Origin of the sequence: Mucilaginibacter aquaedulcis, from assembly GCF_030409325.1 — a bacterium.
GTDB lineage: Bacteria > Bacteroidota > Bacteroidia > Sphingobacteriales > Sphingobacteriaceae > Mucilaginibacter > Mucilaginibacter aquaedulcis.
Genome location: NZ_JAUFPR010000004.1, coordinates 793,115 through 814,057 on the forward strand (window position 1 = coordinate 793,115; position 20,943 = coordinate 814,057).

Annotated in this window: 11 protein-coding genes; 4 read left to right on the forward strand and 7 right to left on the reverse strand. The window is 41.6% G+C overall.

All coding sequences use genetic code 11. The features are described from left to right. Positions 1-127: 127 nt before the first annotated feature. Entirely contained in the window at positions 128-1,291 is a 1,164-nt protein-coding gene (locus tag QWZ01_RS21820; protein ID WP_290327104.1) for an ATP-binding protein, read from the forward strand. A 454-nt stretch (positions 1,292-1,745) separates the two neighbouring features. Here the strand turns inward: QWZ01_RS21820 and QWZ01_RS21825 are convergent, their stop codons facing one another. The 3 genes from QWZ01_RS21825 to QWZ01_RS21835 all read right to left on the reverse strand — a co-directional run bounded on the left by QWZ01_RS21825 (position 1,746) and on the right by QWZ01_RS21835 (position 5,735). Continuing rightward, positions 1,746-2,621, reverse strand: a complete 876-nt coding sequence (locus QWZ01_RS21825) for an alpha/beta fold hydrolase (protein WP_290327106.1) — start codon at positions 2,619-2,621, stop codon at positions 1,746-1,748. A gap of 150 nt (positions 2,622-2,771) precedes the next feature. Next, positions 2,772-3,020 (reverse strand): hypothetical protein, encoded by a 249-nt coding sequence (locus QWZ01_RS21830; protein WP_290327108.1) that lies wholly within the window; start codon positions 3,018-3,020, stop codon positions 2,772-2,774. 276 nt (positions 3,021-3,296) lie between these two features. Continuing rightward, positions 3,297-5,735 (reverse strand): alpha-L-arabinofuranosidase family protein, encoded by a 2,439-nt coding sequence (locus QWZ01_RS21835; RefSeq protein ID WP_290327110.1) that lies wholly within the window; start codon positions 5,733-5,735, stop codon positions 3,297-3,299. 282 nt (positions 5,736-6,017) lie between these two features. On the opposite strand from QWZ01_RS21835, the gene QWZ01_RS21840 reads away from it, so the two are divergent. Next, positions 6,018-8,078, forward strand: a complete 2,061-nt coding sequence (locus tag QWZ01_RS21840; protein ID WP_290327112.1) for a glycoside hydrolase family 127 protein — start codon at positions 6,018-6,020, stop codon at positions 8,076-8,078. 88 nt (positions 8,079-8,166) lie between these two features. After that, positions 8,167-9,030 carry an AraC family transcriptional regulator gene (locus QWZ01_RS21845; protein WP_290327115.1) on the forward strand — a complete coding sequence of 288 codons (864 nt, stop codon included), beginning with the start codon at positions 8,167-8,169 and terminating at the stop codon, positions 9,028-9,030. 60 nt (positions 9,031-9,090) lie between these two features. Here the strand turns inward: QWZ01_RS21845 and QWZ01_RS21850 are convergent, their stop codons facing one another. Together QWZ01_RS21850 and QWZ01_RS21855 are read right to left on the reverse strand one after the other, a co-directional pair. Next, the gene (locus QWZ01_RS21850; RefSeq protein ID WP_290327118.1) at positions 9,091-10,833 is read right to left on the reverse strand and encodes a RagB/SusD family nutrient uptake outer membrane protein; all 1,743 of its coding nucleotides are present in this window, start codon (positions 10,831-10,833) and stop codon (positions 9,091-9,093) included. A 19-nt stretch (positions 10,834-10,852) separates the two neighbouring features. Beyond that, positions 10,853-13,858 (reverse strand): SusC/RagA family TonB-linked outer membrane protein, encoded by a 3,006-nt coding sequence (locus QWZ01_RS21855; RefSeq protein ID WP_290327120.1) that lies wholly within the window; start codon positions 13,856-13,858, stop codon positions 10,853-10,855. A gap of 441 nt (positions 13,859-14,299) precedes the next feature. Here QWZ01_RS21855 and susR point away from each other — a divergent pair, with 441 nt between their 5' ends. Then, on the forward strand, positions 14,300-15,916 hold the full coding sequence (gene susR / locus QWZ01_RS21860; RefSeq protein WP_290327122.1) for a SusR family glycan utilization regulator: 1,617 nt from the start codon (positions 14,300-14,302) through the stop codon (positions 15,914-15,916). A gap of 21 nt (positions 15,917-15,937) precedes the next feature. On the opposite strand, the gene QWZ01_RS21865 is transcribed toward susR, so the two are convergent. Then, positions 15,938-17,404 (reverse strand): ferredoxin-like domain-containing protein, encoded by a 1,467-nt coding sequence (locus QWZ01_RS21865; RefSeq protein ID WP_290327124.1) that lies wholly within the window; start codon positions 17,402-17,404, stop codon positions 15,938-15,940. 4 nt (positions 17,405-17,408) lie between these two features. Then, entirely contained in the window at positions 17,409-20,939 is a 3,531-nt protein-coding gene (locus QWZ01_RS21870) for a nitrate reductase (protein ID WP_290327126.1), read from the reverse strand. Positions 20,940-20,943 lie beyond the last annotated feature (4 nt).

Consider the following 20,943-nt stretch of genomic DNA (forward strand, 5'->3'; position numbering starts at 1 on the left):
TATTGCTCTTTTATAACGTAGATTATCTACAGAGGTTTTTTGTTTTCATGTATATTGCCAATTAAAGCCATGCAAATTGAAAGTTTTTTCTATGTAAATTGTAACTTTGTCTGTAATTTCATAAGAGATGAGCAAATTTATACCAAGGCAGATAGCACCTATTATTAAGGCCCAACAAACAAAATTTCCTGTTTTAGCTGTTACTGGTCCCCGGCAATCAGGTAAGACAACCTTATTAAAAGAGCTTTTTAGTGATTATCGTTATGTAACACTGGAAAATCCAAATACACGTTCATTCGCATTAGAAGATCCTATTGCTTTTTTGAATCAATACGATCAGAAAGTTATTTTGGATGAGGTGCAACGAGCGCCAGCTTTGTTTTCTTATATACAGAGCAGGGTTGATGAATCCAAAATAATGGGACAATATATTCTATCGGGCTCACAAAACTTCCATTTGTTAAATAGCATTACTCAAACCCTGGCCGGCAGGGTAGCCCTATTCAAATTACTCCCTTTGGATTTTACTGAATTAAAGCGTGATGACTTATTAGCAGATTCCTATATCCAAACCTGCGTTAAGGGTTTCTATCCGGCTATTTTCGACAGGGATATTGACCCTGTTATTTTTTATGCAAATTACATTCAAACCTATATAGAAAAAGATGTAACAGAATTAATGAATATCAGGGACTTGAAACTTTTTAGGACATTCTTAGGTTTGTGTGCAGGGCGTGCAGGGCAATTATTAAATTTCAGCGCCTTAGCTAATGAGTGCGATATTTCACATACAACCGCTAAAGCTTGGTTATCTATACTCGAAAGCAGCTACATTATATTTCTTTTGCAGCCTTATCATCAAAACTTTAATAAGCGCCTGGTCAAAAGCCCCAAATTGTATTTTTACGATACCGGCCTGTTAAATCATTTGTTAGGAATAAGAACTGCTGAAGAATTGGAAGAAAACAGATTGAAAGGGCACATATTTGAGAATATGATACTGGCTGAATATCAAAAAAAGAACCATCACTTATATCTGCATCAGGATTATTATTTCTGGCAGGATAGTAATGCGCACGAGGTTGATCTGCTGACGACGAAAGGGCAAGGTTTTTCCATTTTTGAGATCAAGGCAACTCAAACTATTAGTGCCGGATTATTTAAAGAAATGGATCGCTTTGAAGAAATTGCTGCTCCAGCCGAAGTAAATAAGACATTGATCTATGGCGGCGCTGAAAATGAAAAAAGAACAAAATATAATGTGCTCAGCTGGAAAAATGCTTCAGAATAAGGAGCGTTAATTAGGCGTTAAGCTGTTTTATTAACTTGATCTTCCAAATTGGAACAACAAGTTATGCAGTTATAAAAAATAACAACTACCTGTATTTACCTGTAAATTTAATACCAATGGGTTCACGTGGTGCGTTGTTTTAAAGATAGCATAATACAGTCTTTTTGTCACATTACAATTGTTAGGTTTTTCAATATTTTGTATCTTCGTTAAGTAAGATTTGCAAATAAAAATAATCTGCATCAAAAAATGGTTGGTAATTCGGTGCGTAGCCAATTTTAAACCATATAAAATATTGTAAGCCAATTGGTTAAGAATCGCGTTCGATTCCCCTACGGGCTACGAAGCCGCTTTACGAAAGTAGAGCGGCTTTTTGCTTTTACTATCAATCAGAATTCACAGCTATTAACCGATAAAACAAGGGTATTTGTAAAATGCTCAAAAACAGATATTTTTACTTTAGAAAGCCATTCAGGTAACTTAATATCGTGTTCGTTTGCATCATCAGGCTAACATGCCCCTGCCCGGGAACGATAGCCAATTGCGATTTTGGCATTTTACCAAAATCAGCAAAAACGGCACCGCCCAATAATTTATAGGTTTTTATCAACTCAATTTTGTCCAGTCCGTCATTGTCGCCGGCTACGATCAGTACCGGTGCAGAAATTTTTGCAATGTTTGCATCACCAAAGTCAAATGGCTCCTGGGCAGAAGCTATCATCTGCTCTAAAAACTTTGTCCATTTTGTTTTATCGGGCGCTACAGCATCATAGGCCGCTTTCATTGGGGTGTTGGAAAGAAATTCGGGTTTCATGCCTTTAAAAGCATTGTTTACTTCAGGCATCCAGCCGCTGCTTTTATACGTTGAAGAAATGATCACTAATTTTCTTAACCGTTTTGGGCTTTGTATAGCAAACTTATAGGCTATTGCCCCTCCAAAACTATAACCTACTACATCGGCACTGTCAATTTTCAGGTGATCCATTACCCCCACCACGTCACTTGCTAAAGTAGCGTGCGATAATTTTCTGTCAGCGTATGGCGTATGTCCGTGCCCTTGCAATTCAATAGCAATCACTTTCCTGTTTTTTGATAGCTCGGGTATCAACTGTCCCCAGTTTCCTTCAATTGTCATAAAAGCACCGTGCAGTAAAACTACTGGTCTACCCTCGCCATATACTTCGTAATAAACTTTTATGCCATTGACAGGTACGTATCCGCTGTCGGCAGGTTTACTTTGCTGGCCCTTTGACCGAAATGCTGTAAAACAAAGCATCATGATCATGAATATCAATTTAGGGCCGTTTGATCTTATAAATTCTCTTTTCATAAAACAATGTTTAAATTTTATTTATAATATAAAGATCGAACGTATTTCAGGATTTTGGCCTGTGCAAAAACGACAATTTGAGGGGTAAATCACGACAAGATATTGCTGATAAGTTCTGACTGTAAAAGCTTAGATACTTTCAGGTGTTTTTTATGCTAAGCCCCTTTCTTTTAGTAATCTTTCAAGCTCTTTATGTTTAGCCTTATTTTTAACCGATATGGGTATATAAATCAATGGAAGAAAGCTTAACAGACCAAATCCATTTTTAACGGCACTGTAAACGGCAACACCAATCAGAAAGCCAAAGATCACAGCATCGTAAATGTTAGTGGATTTGATTTTTTTTGCCTCCTGCAGTAATTCTTCGTTTGTTAACTCTGATAATTCTTTTTGGTTCATGGGTAATATTTGAGTGTTAAGTATAGGTAGTGTTATTCTGAGATGGCAGCTATCAGAGATCTTTAGAGCTGCAGTTATACTAAATTAAAAATTTACTTCGATAGAAAAAAGGCAGACCATTAATAGCCAGGGCGCTATAACCCATGCTTGATCAGATAGTTAAAAAAAGGATTTACGTGTGGGCTATAAAGAAACGGCTTGCTGATTGTCAGCAAGCCGTTTCTTTGTTACAAATACTTTTCTGCAGACCGAACTGTTAAAAGCCTTACCCAAATTTTACTTCTTAAAACTTAAAATGGTGTAAGAATGGGCTGGAAAATCATATTGAATATTATCACCGGCCTTGGTTATCAGCCTTTTTACAGGCTTTATTTTTTCCGGTTCCAGAGGTGTGTTTTCGGCATCAGGATCGCCCGATAACGTAACTGTTTCTATTTGCGAACTTCGGTTTGCAAAGTTTTTCAAGGTTAAGCCAGCTTGTACATTTGCATTACCAGTATTCACTACGTGGATGGCAATTGTTTTTCCATCGGTTGATCGTGTGGCCGTTACGTCAAGTTGGCTGTCTGCCTGCGCATCTACTCTTAATGGCAGATGGCTTGCCGCCGCCATTTGCTGCGCATAGAAAGGAGGCATTCCCCAAACCTGGTTGGGCGTAAAAAATATTTGTCCCTGATCCCAGTCGTTATCATTTTGCAGATAAGGCTGCAGCGCGTTGGCTGGGCATGATGTCAGAACAAAATCTCCATGTCGTCTTACAGCGTTAAGTGTGGTAGCATGGCCAAGCGCGCGCTGTAAGTTATGCAAGCCTCCGTTTTCTTCAAAAATGGTGCATTTTAAGGTTGTATTAGGATCCCATTTTTTGAACAGATCGTGCATGATCTGTAAATTGGTGTCGACACGTGCTCCGGCGTTAGCTTCGTCGGCATCGGTATGCAGATCCCAATAGGATGCTTTCCCGTTAATGGCATTAAATACCAATTCCATATTTGCAGATTTTGGCCGCCACCAGGCCGCGCATATTAGGTGAATTTCAGGATTTTTAGCATGTATAGCATTATAGAGTATATTAACCCGATCTGCATAATGCTGATAATCTTCTTTTTTATCTCCCCATATCACCTCTTCATTCCCAATTTCTATATATCGAAGCTTATAGGGTTTAGGATGCCCGGATTGCGCACGTTTTTTTCCTTCTGCTGATGCTGCATCACCTGTAAGATATTCTATCATTTGTGAAATATCCTGAGCCGAGTCTTCTACATTGATAGCAAATGCGGGTTCAAATCCGGCAGCTTCACAAAATTTTAAAAACTCCTCTATCCCAAACCCGTTGGAGCCGTACGGATACCAGTGCCCTTTATAGGGCGGGCGCTGGCTGGGCGTGCCTTTCATGTTTTTCCACTTATATTCGGGTGCGTTTACCATGGTGCCCCCATAGCGCAAAAAGTTAAGCCCCTCTTTTTGCATCATTGTACCTATATCTTCTCTGAACGGCAAGCCCTTGAATTTCACGTTGTCGGTATTCATCAGGGTGGCCTGATCAATCCATAATTTGCCTTTGTTACTGATGTAAATCACAAAGCGAGAATTGGCATCTGATTGAGCCGATGTAAGCGAAAATGGATATTTTTTCCATGAGGCATCAATCTGCCCTATTTGGGCGGTGCTGTAAGTTGTTTTTCTATCGGCACTTTCAAGGGCCACTGTTACCGGACCTGAAAAAGATTCGGCTTTAAGGTAAACCGAACCATCAAATTGCTGCCCTTTTTTAATTGCAATACCCCAGTGATTAAGGCCGCCATTGGCTACACCAGCATTGCCTACACCACTAATAAACTGAATAACCTGTGATTGCCTGCCGGTGAAGGCATTGGTAGTATCAAGCGCATAACTGGCTTTGGCATTTTTGCTTACCGCTGTCCACTGAAAGGTTACCTGGGTGGCACTTTCCGGCTTTAGGGCATGATTAACCCTTACACCATTAACTGTGGTTATAAGGTTACTGAACGCTGCATCAGCATTATTAGCATAAATACCTATCTGGCCCGATAGTAAAGGATTTTCTGTATCTGTAAATGTTACGGCTGGTTGCTGCTGGTTGTTTGTGTATAGTTTTATTTGCTCGCCCTTTAAATCAACGCGTAGACGAACACTATCGTTAATATCAAGTTCACCAGCACTCCGGGCAACTTCCTGCCATCCATTTAAATATTTTTTGATAACTATACGGCCACGGCCTTTAGATACCTCAATGGCATATCCTTTAGGAGTTGGGTTTCCGGGGATAACATTATTCGCCCTTACCAATAACCCAGCGTTACGGGCCCTGCTGGCAAATGTTATTGTGGCTTCAATGCTTCCGTCTTTAATTATGGTTTTATTCTGAATAAGTTTAAAACCCGGCCCGGGGCTTGAACGATAGCCGTCTCCGCTAATTCTCCATTCTGCGGGGAGCTGAGTCCAGCCGGTAAGCGCATTGGCAGCGGCGGGCTCTTCAAAGCTTTCACCAAACAGGCGCTGATTGTATAAGCCGCCATATATTTCATGATTCACATCTTCTGTACATGATCCGAACATGGCGGATGGAATGTTGTTCAGCACCTTGGCAGGATCAACAGTTATTTGAGCCTTTTGTGCAATCACACTGATCGGTGCAGCGCAAAGTATAAAGGCTGATAGCCGGATAAATAAGGCGTTGTTTTTTAGGATCATTGTAAATTTAGAAGAGGTAAAAGAGTATTGTTCAAATATGTTATTCCTGCACATCAATTGCTTGAACATAATTGATCTGTTTTTAATCAAATTTGACTAAACACCATATCCCGAAACTATTAGTCACTTTTAAAGGGTTGATCGATTTATAATGGGTTAAATGGCATTCATATCAAATGAGTGTAAGAAAAAGTTAATATTGTACAAAAAGTGATGATACATAAAGTTCAATTTGCAGACTGAATTAAACAAGCAAATTTTAATCTTTATAACCTTCTGCAGATGATCATTACCAAAAGCTATCGCCTTTTACTATTATGCGGGAAGTTAACATTTTTAAGTTACCTGAGCCAGGCACAAACAAGTACCACGGGGATCACACATACAATTCAACCGGTTAGTTTTCAGAATGTACGGATAGATGATCAGTTCTGGAGCCCTAAATTCAAGATATGGAACTCCAAAACGGTTTATGATGTTTTTGATAAACTGGAAGGCAAGTACGAGCCCGACCGGCCGGATATTATAAAAGAAAAGGAAAAACTTGGCCGGACCCGGAATGCCTTTCAAAATTTTGACTGGGTTGCCGAAGGTAAAAAGAACACCCAGCAGCATGATGGCCCGCCATGGTATGATGGCTTGGTTTATGAAACCATCAGGGGAGCTGCTGATTTGCTTGAAGAACATCCCGATAAAAAACTAGAAGCTAAAATAGATGCTTATATAGATCGGATTGCCGCTGCTCAAAACGCCGACCCTGATGGCTATATCAATACATACACTACTTTGATGCGGCCAAACCAGCGCTGGGGAACTAATGGTGGCGATGATAAATGGCAGCACGATATTTATAACTCAGGCATGCTGATGGAAGCGGCAGTGCATTACTACAAAGCCACCGGAAAAACAAAATTGTTGAACGTAGCTGTTAAGTTAAGCAACTACATTTATACCCAAATTGGCCCTGCACCCAAAAGTAATGTGATACCCGGCCATGGTGGCCCGGAAGAAGCCCTGCTCAAGGTTTACCAGTTGTTTAAGCAGCACCCGGAGCTTAAAAACAAGATGACTGTACCGGTAAATGAAAATGACTACCTGGCTATGGTGAAGTTTTGGATTGAAGAACGGGGCAATTATGGCGAAAAGGATGGATCACATGCCAGGAAAAGCGACAGCTCCTACAACCAGGATCATATGCCTGTTTTGCAGCAGAAAACAATTGAAGGCCACGCGGTACGAGCTACACTCTTAGCCACCGGGGTAACGGCCACCGCTATGGAAACCGGGGATGCCCGGTATGCTAATACTGCCAATAACTACTGGAATAACATGATTGGTAAACGTATGTTCATAACAGGTGGTGAAGGGGCAATTGCTGATGGTGAGCGCTTAGGTGCCAATTATTTTCTGCCGGAGTCGGCCTATCTGGAAACATGCGCCTCTATCAGTTCGGGCTTTTTTAGTGAACAAATGAATGAGTTAAAAGCCGACGGGAAGTATATGGATGAATTTGAAAGGGTAATTTACAATAACTTACTTTCGGGAATCTCCTTATCTGGCGATCACTTTTTTTATGAAAACCCGCTTGTTGGTAACGGCAATAAACGCTGGGCCTGGCATGATTGCCCCTGTTGCCCGCCAATGATATTAAAAATGGTAGGAGCCCTTCCCCAGTATATTTACGCGTATGATGGCGATCACTTATATGTTAACCTGTTTATTGGGAGCGAAGCCTCGTTTAAAATCAAAGGATCATCGGTTTTATTAAAACAAACTACCGGCTATCCATGGAAAGGAACCAGCAAAATAGAGGTAACATCCGCTACCAGCAGCAAGTTTGCTATTAATGTTCGTATACCCGGATGGGCAGAGGGTAAAGAGAATCCTTTTGATCTGTATCATTCAAAACTTAGTGGTGGGGTTTCATTGAAGGTGAATGGCCAGCCAGTACATGTTAAACCGGTAAAAGGTTACGCCGCCATTACACGATCATGGAAAAAGGGAGATGTAATAGAGCTCGATCTGCCGATGCAGCCAAGATTGATAACCGCTAATGACTCTGTGCAAACCATCAAAGGGAAACTGGCCCTGGCTTCGGGCCCTATTATCTATAGCTTTGAATCGCTTGATAACCCCGGCTTGAAAGATTATACCCTAAAGCCAAATGCGCCGTTGGCAATAAGTTATAAGCCCAATATGTTAAACGGCATAAATATTATAACCGGGCAGGCTTCAAACGCGGCAGGCCAGAAAATTGAATTTACCGCAATCCCTTTTTATGCCATAGGAAACCGGGAGGCGGGAAATCCATATCAGGTGTGGGTAAATGAAGGCGGCAAATAACTAAACGACTTTCGGGGTAGAGATAACTGTATCTTGTACAGTAAAAAATCTTATATTAGATGCGATCTCTACCTGAAAAGCCGTTGTTATGAGAATTTTTCGTGAAAATATAGTGAGCCCCGATAATCTTGTAGTTGTTAAGGAAGAAAGCTTCAGGTATAATGATTTTCCGCTTCATACTCATCCCGAATATGAAATTATCCTGATCCTGGAAAGTACCGGCAAGCGTATGGTTGGCGATAGTATAACAGAGTTTAACGCTGTTGACCTCTGTATGTTCGGTAAAAACCTGCCACACACATTTTACACAAAAGGGTTGAGTGATAACGAAGCCATTAAACAGGTTGTTATTCAGTTTCATGAGGATTTTTTAGGCCCCGGTTTTTTTGACAGAAAACCTTTCATGAAAATCAAGGAACTGTTTCAATTATCATCACGGGGAATTGTTTTTAACGGGCAAACAAGAATTGATCTCACTAAAAGAATACAGGCCCTTACGTCAAAAGGCTTAACGGAAACAGTTATCGATCTGTTAGATATTTTGCATTTGCTTTCGCTCTCCAGCGAATATACACTGTTATCAAGTACTGCATTTATACAAAACCTTAACCACGATGAATCATCAAGGATGAGTAAGGTGTATGAATACATATTTGAAAATTTTAAAAAAGACATCAGCCTTGACGAGGTAGCTTCTATCGCTTACCTGTCGCCCTCTGCCTTTTGCAGATACTTCAAGAAATTTACGCGTAAAACGCTTTCTGAGTTTATGATCGATTTAAGAATTGGTTATGCATGTAAATTACTTCAGGGTAATCATATGGGCATATCCCGGGTAAGTATCGAATCGGGATTTAATAATGTATCTTACTTTAACCGCAAGTTTAAAGTTCTAAAGGGGATTACCCCCATGGAGTATCAAAGGCAATTCATGAGCAGAAAAGCGCGCTAAAAATAAAACTGCCGCTCCAAATGCTTATGCTGTTTCCGGAGCGGCAGTTTGATCATATTATTAATAACCTGGGTTTTGAACCAGTTGAGGGTTCACCCCCATAATATCTTTACCAATTGGGAATATTTCGGTGTGTTTATCTCCATCAGGTTTTTTATCCCACCAGGTACCGGTGCTGAATACACCCCAGCGTATAAGGTCGGTACGGCGGCGGTTTTCTCCTAAAAACTCGCGACCCCATTCGTCAAGCATTTCCTGGTCGGTTAATTGGCTTCCATCAGCTTTGTATAAGCTTGGTGAATTTGCAGGATAATTGCGTGTGCGCACAGCGTTTAATAATGCCACAGCGCCTGGTTTATCGCCCGAGCGGTATTTGCATTCGGCAAGTGAATAATAGATTTCTGAAAGCCTCACCTCTGCGTAAGCCGAAGTTATCCGGTTAGGGTCGGGAGTAGGATAAAGCGGGTATTTTAAAAAGAATACACCTGAGTTATGATCGGCATGGTTCATGTCTGACTCCTTGTCGGCTATTTTTGTACCGGGTTTGGTATTCAGAAACATACCTACCTGGTCGCGGATGTATAAAGGATAATTCCCCTTATTCCCTTTTACAGTATCAGTCACTGTTTTTCCATTAACATTATGCTGATAAGGCAGGTAACCGAACAGGAACATACCTTCTCTTTTGCTATTGCCCAGATTTTTATAAAGCTTAAGGCGATAATCGTCCGGATATCTTTGAAACTTAACAAATGGTTTTCCTAATTGAAAAGAGTACTCTAAACTATCCACATCCCTGCCCGGTTGCAGCGCGTATTTTGGATTAGCCTGACCAAAATCGGTAAAGCCGCAATACAGAGGAGCAGCATCATAGGTCATCGCAAAAAAGAACATGCCACCATCATATTGCCAATGCGTACGAGATAAGCTACCAGGGAAACCATAGATGGTTTCAGACGCAACTGTGCTATTGGTGTAATCAAAAGGGGCATCCCAGCGGGTATCTAAAGCATATGATCCGTATTTACCATTAATAATGTCCTGGCAAACGGCGGCGCATTCGGTAAACTTATCTACCCCGGTATATACTTTTGAGTTTAAATATAAGCGAACAAGTAAAGCGGCGGCACCGGCCTTTGTCCATCTGCCTATGCCCTGATCGCCCAAACTTTCACGTGTTGGTAAATCGGGTATGGCAGCCTTCAGTTCCGATTCTATAAAATTAAAAGCCTCCTGTGGCGGTACCTGCTTGTTACCCTGCGTTGAGGTTTTTACATCGGTAATGATCTCAATATTTCTGTAAAAGTCAAGCGCCCTTAAATTAAACCAGGCACGCAGGGTTTTTAATTCGGCCTTAAAATCGGCCAATTCAGCAGGAGTAACATTTAGTTTAGCCGGGTCTTTAATACCCTCCATATCCTGCAGCGAGTTTGTGGCCAGTGTAATGCCCTGGTAAAAGGCAGTCCAGGCGCCGCTTGTAAAGCCATCGTTGATAGTCCAGGTGTGGTAATGCATACGTTGATAATAACCACCATCCTGCCAGTCGCCCTGGCGGTTAACAGTGGCCAATTCATCGGAGCAATCTTCGTTTACGGCATAAATGTCATTACCCTGTATGCTCCAGTAGGCATGTTCAAAAGGGCGCAAAAAGTCGCGGATCACATCATCTCTGCGGGTCAGAAATTGATCAACGGCAACCTTATCATACACTTTTTCATCAAGTTTGGTACAACTGCCTGTCACCAACAGTACAATAAGCAGGGCACCAATGCTTGTATATTTTAAATTTTTTATACGTTTCATCTTTACAAAAATTATAAGGTTAAAAAGTTACCTGAAGGCCTAACAGTAATTGAAGGGTTGATGGGTAATAATTCAGGGTACCGTTTCCGTCTGAATTGGTATTTATTCCTGGCCTTAAACCGTTCACCGGTATCAGATCGGGATCGCCGCCGGTGTATTTAGTGAAGGTGTGGATGTTTCTGCCTGTGGCATATATTCTAAAACGATGAATATATTTTGATGCTATTGGGTGAGAGTACCCTAACGAAACATTATCAAGCTTCACAAACGAACCTGATTCCAAAAAGTAATCAGACGCAATAGAAGTGGTAGACGAATTGGTAAGTTTAGAATATTTACTATTGCTGTTATATGCAGAGGTAAGTGTATTAATATCAGCCTGAGTAGCGGGTGTACCTATGTAAAAAGCCGGCATATTAAAAACCTGATATCCAAAATTACCACGAAGGAATATGCCCAGATCCCAGTTCTCATACCGGAAAGTATTACCCAATGAGGCTGTCCATTTAGGCAATCCATTACCTATAAACTGCTTATCATCGTTATTGGCGTTATTGGCAGGTACTATACTGCCATCCTTTTTATAAACCAATAGGGCTCCGGTTTTATCCACTCCAGCAGATTTAAAACCGTAAAACTCCCCTATCCTTTCGCCTTCCTGAAGCCTTTGAATATTACCCGGACTACCAGGCGCCGGCAGGCCTACTAAATCAATGTAGGGAGCACCTTTGTAAATATCATTGGAGAACGAAACAAACTTATTATTATTCAACGCGGCTGTAAAAGAAATGTCGTATTTGAATTTTGGCCCTTTTACCGCACTTGCATTCAGTTGTATCTCAAAACCAGAGTTTTTTAAAGTACCCACGTTTGCATAGGTTTGCGATTGCGGGTTTGGCGGTACCGGTACATTATAGCTGCCCAACAGATCCTTATTGGTGCGGATGTAATAGTTTAAAGATCCGGAAAGCCGGTTGTTAAATAGATCGAAATCGATACCTAAGTTGAAGTTGATGGCTTTTTCCCACCTTAAATTAGGGTTGATATTTTGCGATGGTCCATATACCTGGTATGATGTGCCATCAAATGGGAAATAACCATAGCCTCCATATAAAAGTAATGATTGATAATTCCCAAAATCCTGGTTACCGGTTACACCGTAATCTGCACGTAATTTCAGGTCATTTAACCATGAGATCTTATCTTTCAAAAAGCTTTCTTCGGTAACTCTCCAGGCTGCTGACGCGGCAGGGAAGTTGCCCCATTTATTATTAGGGCCAAATTTTGATGAACCTTCACGTCTTAAACTTCCTGTTAAAATATATTTATTATCATAAGCATAGTTTACTCTTCCAAAAAACGCAATAAGGGTTGATCCGTTACGGGTTGAAGCAACAGCACCCTGCCCATTGCCTTTATCACCACCGTTATATGCTCCGGAACCTAAGTTATTCCACAGAAACGAGTCGAACGGGAAGTCATAATTACTGGCCTTAAATTGCTGGTAATCATAAAGGGCATATGAATATCCACCCAACAATTTTAGGTCATGCTTGCCGAAGCTTGTAAAATAGTTAGCTGTCCACTCCACGTTCTTCACATCATTTTCAATCTGCTCCTGCGATGCGTAATTTGTTTTGTTAACAGGGTTTGAATGGATAATGGTACTTAATGTTGAAGGACTGAAGTTGAGGTTTTTGAAAGAAGAGCTTACCTCTGAAACGGTAACGGCGGTATTCAGATTCTTTAAAATATTCACTTTAAAAGTGCCGTTCATGTCCAGCTCTTTAATTTCCTGTTGTGCCTGATTTAATTTAGCGTTTTCAACCGGGTTGTTGGAAAAGAAGCCAGTATTTATAAAATTATACTGGCCCGAGTTATTATAGATAGGTAGTGTGGGGTTGAGCGTCAGGGCATTGTTAAAGCCGCCGTAATCGGCAGTATTGGTATTAGCGTATCGGGGTGCTATATTCAGGCTTACAGTAAAAATATCATCGGCCGAGGTATGATTAACGTTAACCCTTGCGCCGTATTCTTTTTTGTTGGCCCTAAGGTCTATACCTTCCGCGTTCCGGTAATCGGCAGATGCAAAAAAGTTGGTTTTGCCCGAGCCTCCTGAAAATTGAAGAGTATGTTTTTGACCAAATGAAGGTGAATTACTTACTGATTTTAACCAATTGGTATTGCCGCCATAATCCTGTCCTTGTTTATTATCAACCCGGTTTTTGATGAAATCATCTTTTGAAAGCACCTGCAGCTTATTGGTGATATAATCAAAACTGGTATAGCCATCATAAAATATGCTCGATTGTGATGTCCCCTTTTTAGTAGTAATGATAATAACGCCGTTACTGCCCCGGGTACCATAAATGGCCGATGCAGCACCGCCCTTGAGTACATCAATTGATTCAATATCGTTTTGGTTGATGTTATCAATATTGCCTCCCGGCACATTGTTAATAACATACAAAGGGCCTAAACCAGCATTACGGGATGAAACACCACGAAGCTGAACACTGGGAGTTGAGTTAGGATCGGCAGCCGAAGTGTTTGAAATGGTAAGCCCCGGTACCTTACCCTGTAACGACATTAGGGGACTGTTACTGCCAACCGAAAGCAGTTCTTTTGATGACACATGCGTAATGGCACTCGAAACTTCCTTTTTATCAAGAGTTCCGTAACCTACACTCACTACAACTACTTCTTTAAGTGTTTTCTGTTCAGTTGTCAGCTTTATGTTTAGGACTGCTCCATCTGTTACGGCCACTTCCTGGCGTTTGTAGCCAATAAAGGAAACTACAAGCGTGTTTGCCGATGCTGGAATGGAAAGTTTAAAATTACCATTGCTGTCGGTGTTTGTACCTATGGTTAGCCCCTTGGCTGTAATGGCTACACCGGGCAGTGCCGAACCGGTTTCTGAGTCCGTTACTTTACCTGTTACTGTTTTGTTTTGAGCCATAGCAGGCAGGGCAAAACAGCATAACAAGGCAAAGCAACTTAATAAGCGTAAAATTTTCACTTGCATAATTATTGGGTTAATTGGGTTTATAAACACAGTCATTCTACCATTCATGGCAGCACTGGACATTGGCAATCCCGGCACCATGATGGCCTATTTAAATTGGCGGGTCAAAGTAAAACATGATTGGGGTATGTTGCTCAACATGGATGAGTGTGCAGAATGAAAATCTAAATGAAAATGATCTTATATTGTTGATAGTGAGTTGTATTGCTTTTAAACAGGGTCGAAAAATCTAAACAGATCAGGGCTGATTTTCCAGAAAAAGACAGTCTGTGAAGATTTAAAATAGCAGTAGAGCCTTAATTATTTGTAACCCTTAATAAAAATTGCATTGCTGATTGTTCCAAATGAATGAATTAAATTCGGCAGCAAAAGATGGTTGAAGCATTCGCAAAAGGGATACCTCGAAACTTGTGGATGGCCCCCTGTTCAAAAACCTGATCTATGAAAATTAAATTACTCTTTATAAATATTTTTTTGCTTTCAAGTTTTACCGGTTATTCACAAAACGTAAAATCAGATAGCCTCCTAAAAGTTTTAAAGGCAGAACTGGCGCGGGAAAATTTTTATGATCTGAAAAAAGGAAAACAGATAAATCGGTTACGTAACCGATTACAACATACCGACAGCGCAAATTTTGAGGTGCAGTATGATCTCTGTTCTCAGCTTTCTGACCAATACCATTCCTTTAAGTTTGATTCGGCATTTGCATATGTTAAAAAAATGATCGACCTCTCGGTTAAGTTTCAAAACAAGGAAAAATTGATTCACAGCGAGATCTTGTTAGGAACCGTTTTAATAAATACTGGGTTTTATAAGGAAGCTTTTGAGGTAACAGAAAAAATAGATACCAATTGCTTATCTAATTCGCTTAAAACCGACTACTTGGTTTTGCATGCCAGATTGAATGCCGGAATAGGAGATTATGATAACGATGCCTATTTTTCAAAGCAGTATTATAAACAATCGGCAGATGATTTCAAGAGTGCAGAAACAGTTACGCCATCAAACGAATTTGAAAAAACCATCAACCTCGCTTTTCTCCCCGAATCCGAAAAAAGCAGTAAGCTTACTCCGCAGTTTTTCTATAACACCATTATGCAGCGCCGCCTGCCCGAGCATGGTATTGCTATGGTTGCAACGCGCATCAGTTATGCCTATTCCGGCGAAAACAGGATATTTTTTCTGGCGCTTGCAACCCTTAACGATATTCGCTCCGCAACTAAAGAAACATTGGCTGTATTTCTACTCGGCCAGGAATTGTTTAAACTGAACAGAACTGCCGATGCTTACATTTTTATGCAGGAAGCTGCAAAAAACGCCAAGTTTTATGGTACCAGGAATCGCGCTGTGCAAATAGAGTCGATTTTGCCGGTTGTGGCAAGTAAGCTCATAGACGAAAAGCAACATGAAAGAGATAAGCTGTTGATCGGGATACTGATCTTTATGATCGTTGCTGTTTTGTTGTTTTTCCTGCTGGTCATCTATCGCAAACAAATATTACGGATCAAAGCAAATGAGCAGGAAATAAAGGCCAAAAATAAAGAGCTCGAAAGCGTGAACGGGAAACTTTGGGAAGCTTCAAAAATAAAGGAGGAACTTATAGGCTTGTTCTTTAAAACATGCTCGTCATATATTGAAACGCTTGATAAGGTAAAGCGTAAAACACAGCGAAACATTAAACTTGGGAAATATAACGATGCAAACGCGGTTTTGAACAATGTTCGTATCGAACAGGAAAAAGGGCAATTATTTAACACCCTCGATACCGTGTTTTTAACCATGTTTCCCAATTTTATTGATGCCTTTAACGGTTTGTTGAAGCCGGAAGATCAGGTTTGGCCCAAAAACGGAGAAACCCTCAATGCAACACTGCGGATATTTGCCCTGATGCGATTGGGCATAGACGACCTGGAAGTAATTGCCAAAATATTGGATTATAGCCTGAGCACGGTATACACCTATAAAATGCGCATCAAATCAAAAGCGTTGGTTCCGGCAGATATTTTTGAACAGCAAATTATGGATATTAAGTTTATTGATAGCAGAACAGCCGGCTAAACTTAAATCTTGAAAAGATAGCTATTCCATACTCATTACACCTTGTGCTATTTTGATAAAGTTATCTTTTGATGATTCACAGGTGGGGCAAGTGTAATCAGTTAGGGTTTCAAAATCAACACCAGCAGCAACACCGGCGCCATCACCATAGGTTTTATCATAAATGCTTAAGCAGTTTTGGCATTGATAAACGTAGTGTGTTTCTGCCTGGGTTTGGGAGGCCTGGCTTTCAATTAATGAAGTTGGCGGTGATAGATTCCAATCACTTAATATTTCATAAAAATGATTGCATAGCTCAATTAAATATCCGCCAAGATCATCTTTTGCAACACCCTCTTTGTAAATGATATATTCTTTTGAGTTTGGGTTAAAATCGTGGCTATGCCAAATATCAAATACTTCTGCTTTTTGTTTTTTAATAATGATTGAACCCGGCAAACCCGTTTTAGGCTGCATTTTTATGGCGAAGGAAAGGCGGTAAGTACGCAGATCATAGGCCTCAAATTCCCGTACCAGTTGTTGTTTTAGTTCCAGGCTTTCGGTGTTCAGATTTTCCAGCTGCCAATTTAATTCGTTGGATGCATGCCTTACATTTATCCGGTATTTGTTAAGAATGTCGCCCCATTCTTTACGATCGGTATCAGGTATACCTTTTATTAGTAATGATTTCCATGGAGTGGTATATAGTTGGCCAATACGGTTTTTAAGACATAGTTTACAAACATCTTTCATAAAGCTTATCGGGAACAATTCATTACGGCGGTAAATACCCAGCCAGTATTTATTATTCATGTACCGGTTAAGCCCCTCATAATAAGGGAGCTGAAAATCGGGCAGTTTCAACGGCTCGCTAATTGGCTGGTTAACCAGATCGTAACTTGTGGTGACTAATTCATGAAATTTTTGGTGGTCAATATTTTGCCGGTCATAAAACAAGGCTTTATTAGTCAGGATGATGTTTTCGGCTGTTTGACTCAAAGCAGGAATATCTTCTGAGTAAATGAGTGTAGGCCAGCAATAAATATCAGTGGTTTTCGGAAAACGAACGTATAGGTACCAGTAATTACTTACCTGAGATGTAACAAAATTAAAATTGCCGCTGAAGAATGGAACAAAGGCTTGATTTCTGTCAACCAGGTTGATCTTTAAACGGGGAGTAAAATTGAACAGGTCGAAAATATCTTTGTAAACACCTTCTTTTATCCAGCTTTCTGTATTGAATATTGCATCGGTAACATAGGAGCTAATGATGTTTGGAAATTCATCTGTATTTATCTCATAATCTATCCCACCCCGCAGCATATCCATTTCCATATCTTCCAGGTTGGTGGCATCAATGCAAAAAAACAACTGCTGTCTGTTGCCTATTCGTATAGCATCAGCCCCGGCATTTTCAGCAATCAGTAAAAGCTCATACAGGTCGCCTGCCGATACCACGCCGCCAGGCAGATTCACTTTGATGCAGTAGGTTTCTTTTTTCATCATCATTTGTTTATAAAACAGCTGCTTTCAGCATTTCTTCCAGTAAGCGTTTAACCTCGGGCCTGCATGATCCGCAGCCGGTGCCTGCACCAGTGCTGCTGCATAAATCTTTGAGGGTGTTACAGCCTGATGCTATTTTATTCTGGATGTTCTCGCTGCCCACATTATTGCAGCTGCAAACCAGTTTACCCAATACAGGTTCCGTTTTTTTACCACTGCGTAATAATTGCATTCGTTTTTCGCTGAGTTCGGTTTTATTGGCTATCAGTTCTCTAAACTCCAGGAACTCGCTTTTGTCGCCTATCAGTATGGTGCCCACCAGCCTGTCCTGGTGAATGATGCATTTTTTGTAGTATCGTTTGGCTTTGTCAATAAATACGATCTCTTCATAATTTACATTATCGGGGCATTCAGATAAACCAATGCTACAGAGGTCAAAACCATGAATTTTGATGATGTTCATGAAGAGTGTGCCCTTATAGTAGCTGGCAATATCGCCGTTCATGTATTTGGCAATTACTTCGGCCTGCTGCTCGGCTGCGGCAGTGATGCCGTATAAGGTACCCTCAAACTCGGCAATTTCGCCAATGGCATATATATCAGGGTCGCTGGTTTGCAGGCGTTCGTTCACTATAACACCTCGCTTACACTCCAATCCGCAATCTTTAGCTATTTCCAGATTAGGGGTGGTACCTATAGCCAGGATCATGGCATCACAATCAATTTTATTCCCGCTTTTTAAGCCTACGCCAGTTAGTTTTGAACGACCATAAAACAGCTGTACTTCATCATCATAATAAATATCGCAACCCTGATCGGCCATTTCTTCGGCCAGTAACTGGCTGCCTAAAACATCTAACTGACGGTTCAAGAACCGGGATACACGCTGAACTATGGTTACCCTTTTGCCAATTTCGCGCAGGGAGGCGGCCATTTCCAACCCAAGTAAACCGCCGCCAACAATAACCACATGACCACCCTGCGGTACATGCTTGATAAAGGCATCGGCATCATTACGGCTGCGCATGGTAAATATGCCCGGCAACGTAGGCACATTTTTAGGTACCGATGCGCGGCTGCCTGTAGCCAGCACCAATACATCATAAGGGGTTTTAACACCGCGCGAATCTGTTACTACTTTGTTAGCGCGGTCAATTTTTTCAATACTTACCCCACGGTGCATCCTGATCCTGTATTCAGGTTCTTCCGAGTCCTTCATTTTTACAAGCTGCTCCCATGATTGCTCGCCGCTGATATAATCAGGTAGCATAACCCGGTTGTAGAAAGGATGGTTCTCCTTGCTAAAAATGGTGATCTCATCGTCCCGATTCATTTCCCGGTACGATTTTACGAAGCCGTAAGCCCCCGCGCCGGCCCCCACTACCACAATACGCTGGAAAGGTTTCCTGTACTTTTTAAGATTTACTGAGCAATATTTAAAGTCGGGTTCTTTTGATATAGGGTCAACCTTGTCGCTGGTAATGTTGTTGGCGCGGTTGAGGTCGTTATTTAAAATTTTACCCCAGTGCATCGGTAAAAACACCACGCCGGGTTTTATTTGATCGGTTAGTTTGGCCTGTACCCTAACCTCGCCTCGCCGGGAAGTAATAACAGTAATATCTCCTTCATTAATATTCAGGGTAGCAGCATCGGTCGGGTGGATTTCTAAAAAAGCCTGTTTGTAATGTTGATTGAGCTTATTTACCTTACCCGTTTTACTCATGGTATGCCACTGATCGCGGATGCGGCCGGTAGTTAATATAAACGGAAACTCATCATCAGGTAATTCACTGGTGAGTGTATCCGCAACCGGGCTAATCACCGCTTTTGTTGATGAGGTATAAAAAATCCTATCAGTAAATAAGCGGGGAGTACCCTTTGATAAATTCTTCTTTTTATAAGGCCACTGCACCGTTTTTTGTGTCTTGAGGACCTCGTAACTCAGTCCGCTGATGTCAATATTGGTTTTGGCGGTGAGTTTTACATGCTCGGCATAAATAGCTGCGGCGTTTTCAAAATCAAAGCCTTTGTACCCCATTTTGCGAGCAAAGCGGCAAATGATCTCGGCATCTGGCAGTGCCTCGCCGGGTGCTGAGATAATCTTGTTCAGGTAACTGATGCGGCGTTCAGAGTTGGTCATGGTGCCTTCCTTTTCGGCCCAGGCTGCGGCAGGTAGTATCACATCCGCGTAAGCCAGGGTTTCGGGCTTGTTGCTAACCTCTTGCACAACTACAAACTTTGCTTTCTTTAGGGCTTCTTCTGCAAGGCGCACATTAGGCAGACTGGTAAGCGGATTGGTACACATGATCCAGATGGCCTTCAAGCGCCCATCATTCAATGCTTCAAACATTTCGGTAGCCGTTAAGCCCGGTTTGGGTTGAATAGCCTTGCCTCCCCAGAATTTTTGAACCTCTTCGCGGTGCAGTGGGTTGTTTAAATTTCGATGAGCCGGAAGCAGGTTTGACAAGCCGCCAACCTCCCTGCCACCCATAGCGTTAGGTTGCCCGGTTAACGAAAGCGGGCCCGAACCAGGTTTGCCAATATGCCCTGTTATGAGGTTGAGGTTAATGAGGCTCAGGTTTTTATTCACCCCGATGGCACTTTGGTTGAGCCCCATAGTCCACATGGTGATAAAACCTTTGGCCTCGCCTATGTATTTTGCAGCGAGGCGAATATCAGTTTCAAACAAGCCGCAAATCTTAGCGCTTTCGCTTAATGTTCTTTCAAAAACGATTGAGCTGTATTGTTCAAAACCTTCGGCATGGTTGTTAATAAAGTCGATGTCGATATCTCCATTTTCTATCAGCAGCCTGCCAATGGCATGGTTCAGGGTAACATCGGTTCCCGGATTAATTTGCAGGTGCAGGTCGGCAATTGCGCAGGTATCAGTTACCCGTGGATCGATCACGATGATTTTTGTATCGGGGTTGGCAGCTTTATGCGCCTCAACCCTACGCCACAAAATTGGATGGCACCAGGCTGGGTTACCACCCATAACATAAAAGCAATCGGCCAGTTCAATATCATCATAACAAAGCGGAACGGCATCTTCGCCCAATGCTATTTTATAAGCCGCCACCGCACTGCTCATACACAGGCGTGAATTAGTATCAATATTATTGCTGCCAATAAAACCCTTGATCAGTTTGTTAACAACGTAGTATTCTTCGGTTAAACACTGACCAGAGGCATAAAAGGCAACAGAATCGGGCCCGTATTTGTCAATAAAAGTTTTAAAAACAGCGGCAGTACGGTCAAGGGCATCATCCCAGCTTACCCGTTGCAGGGGCATGCTTTTATTGTAGCGCATTTGAGGGTAAAGCAGGCGGTCGCTTTTATCATTCACTGTATAATGCAGGTTCATGCCCTTGCTGCACAGCATCCCTTTATTTACCGGGTGCTCGGTATCGCCCTGCAGTGAAATGGTACCGTTCTTCTCCTTATTGACCACAACGCCGCAACCCACCCCACAATAACAGCAGGTGGAGGTTACGGCATTGGCGGTTAACCTGTTTTTTGATGACGATACCTTTGTGCTCATAATA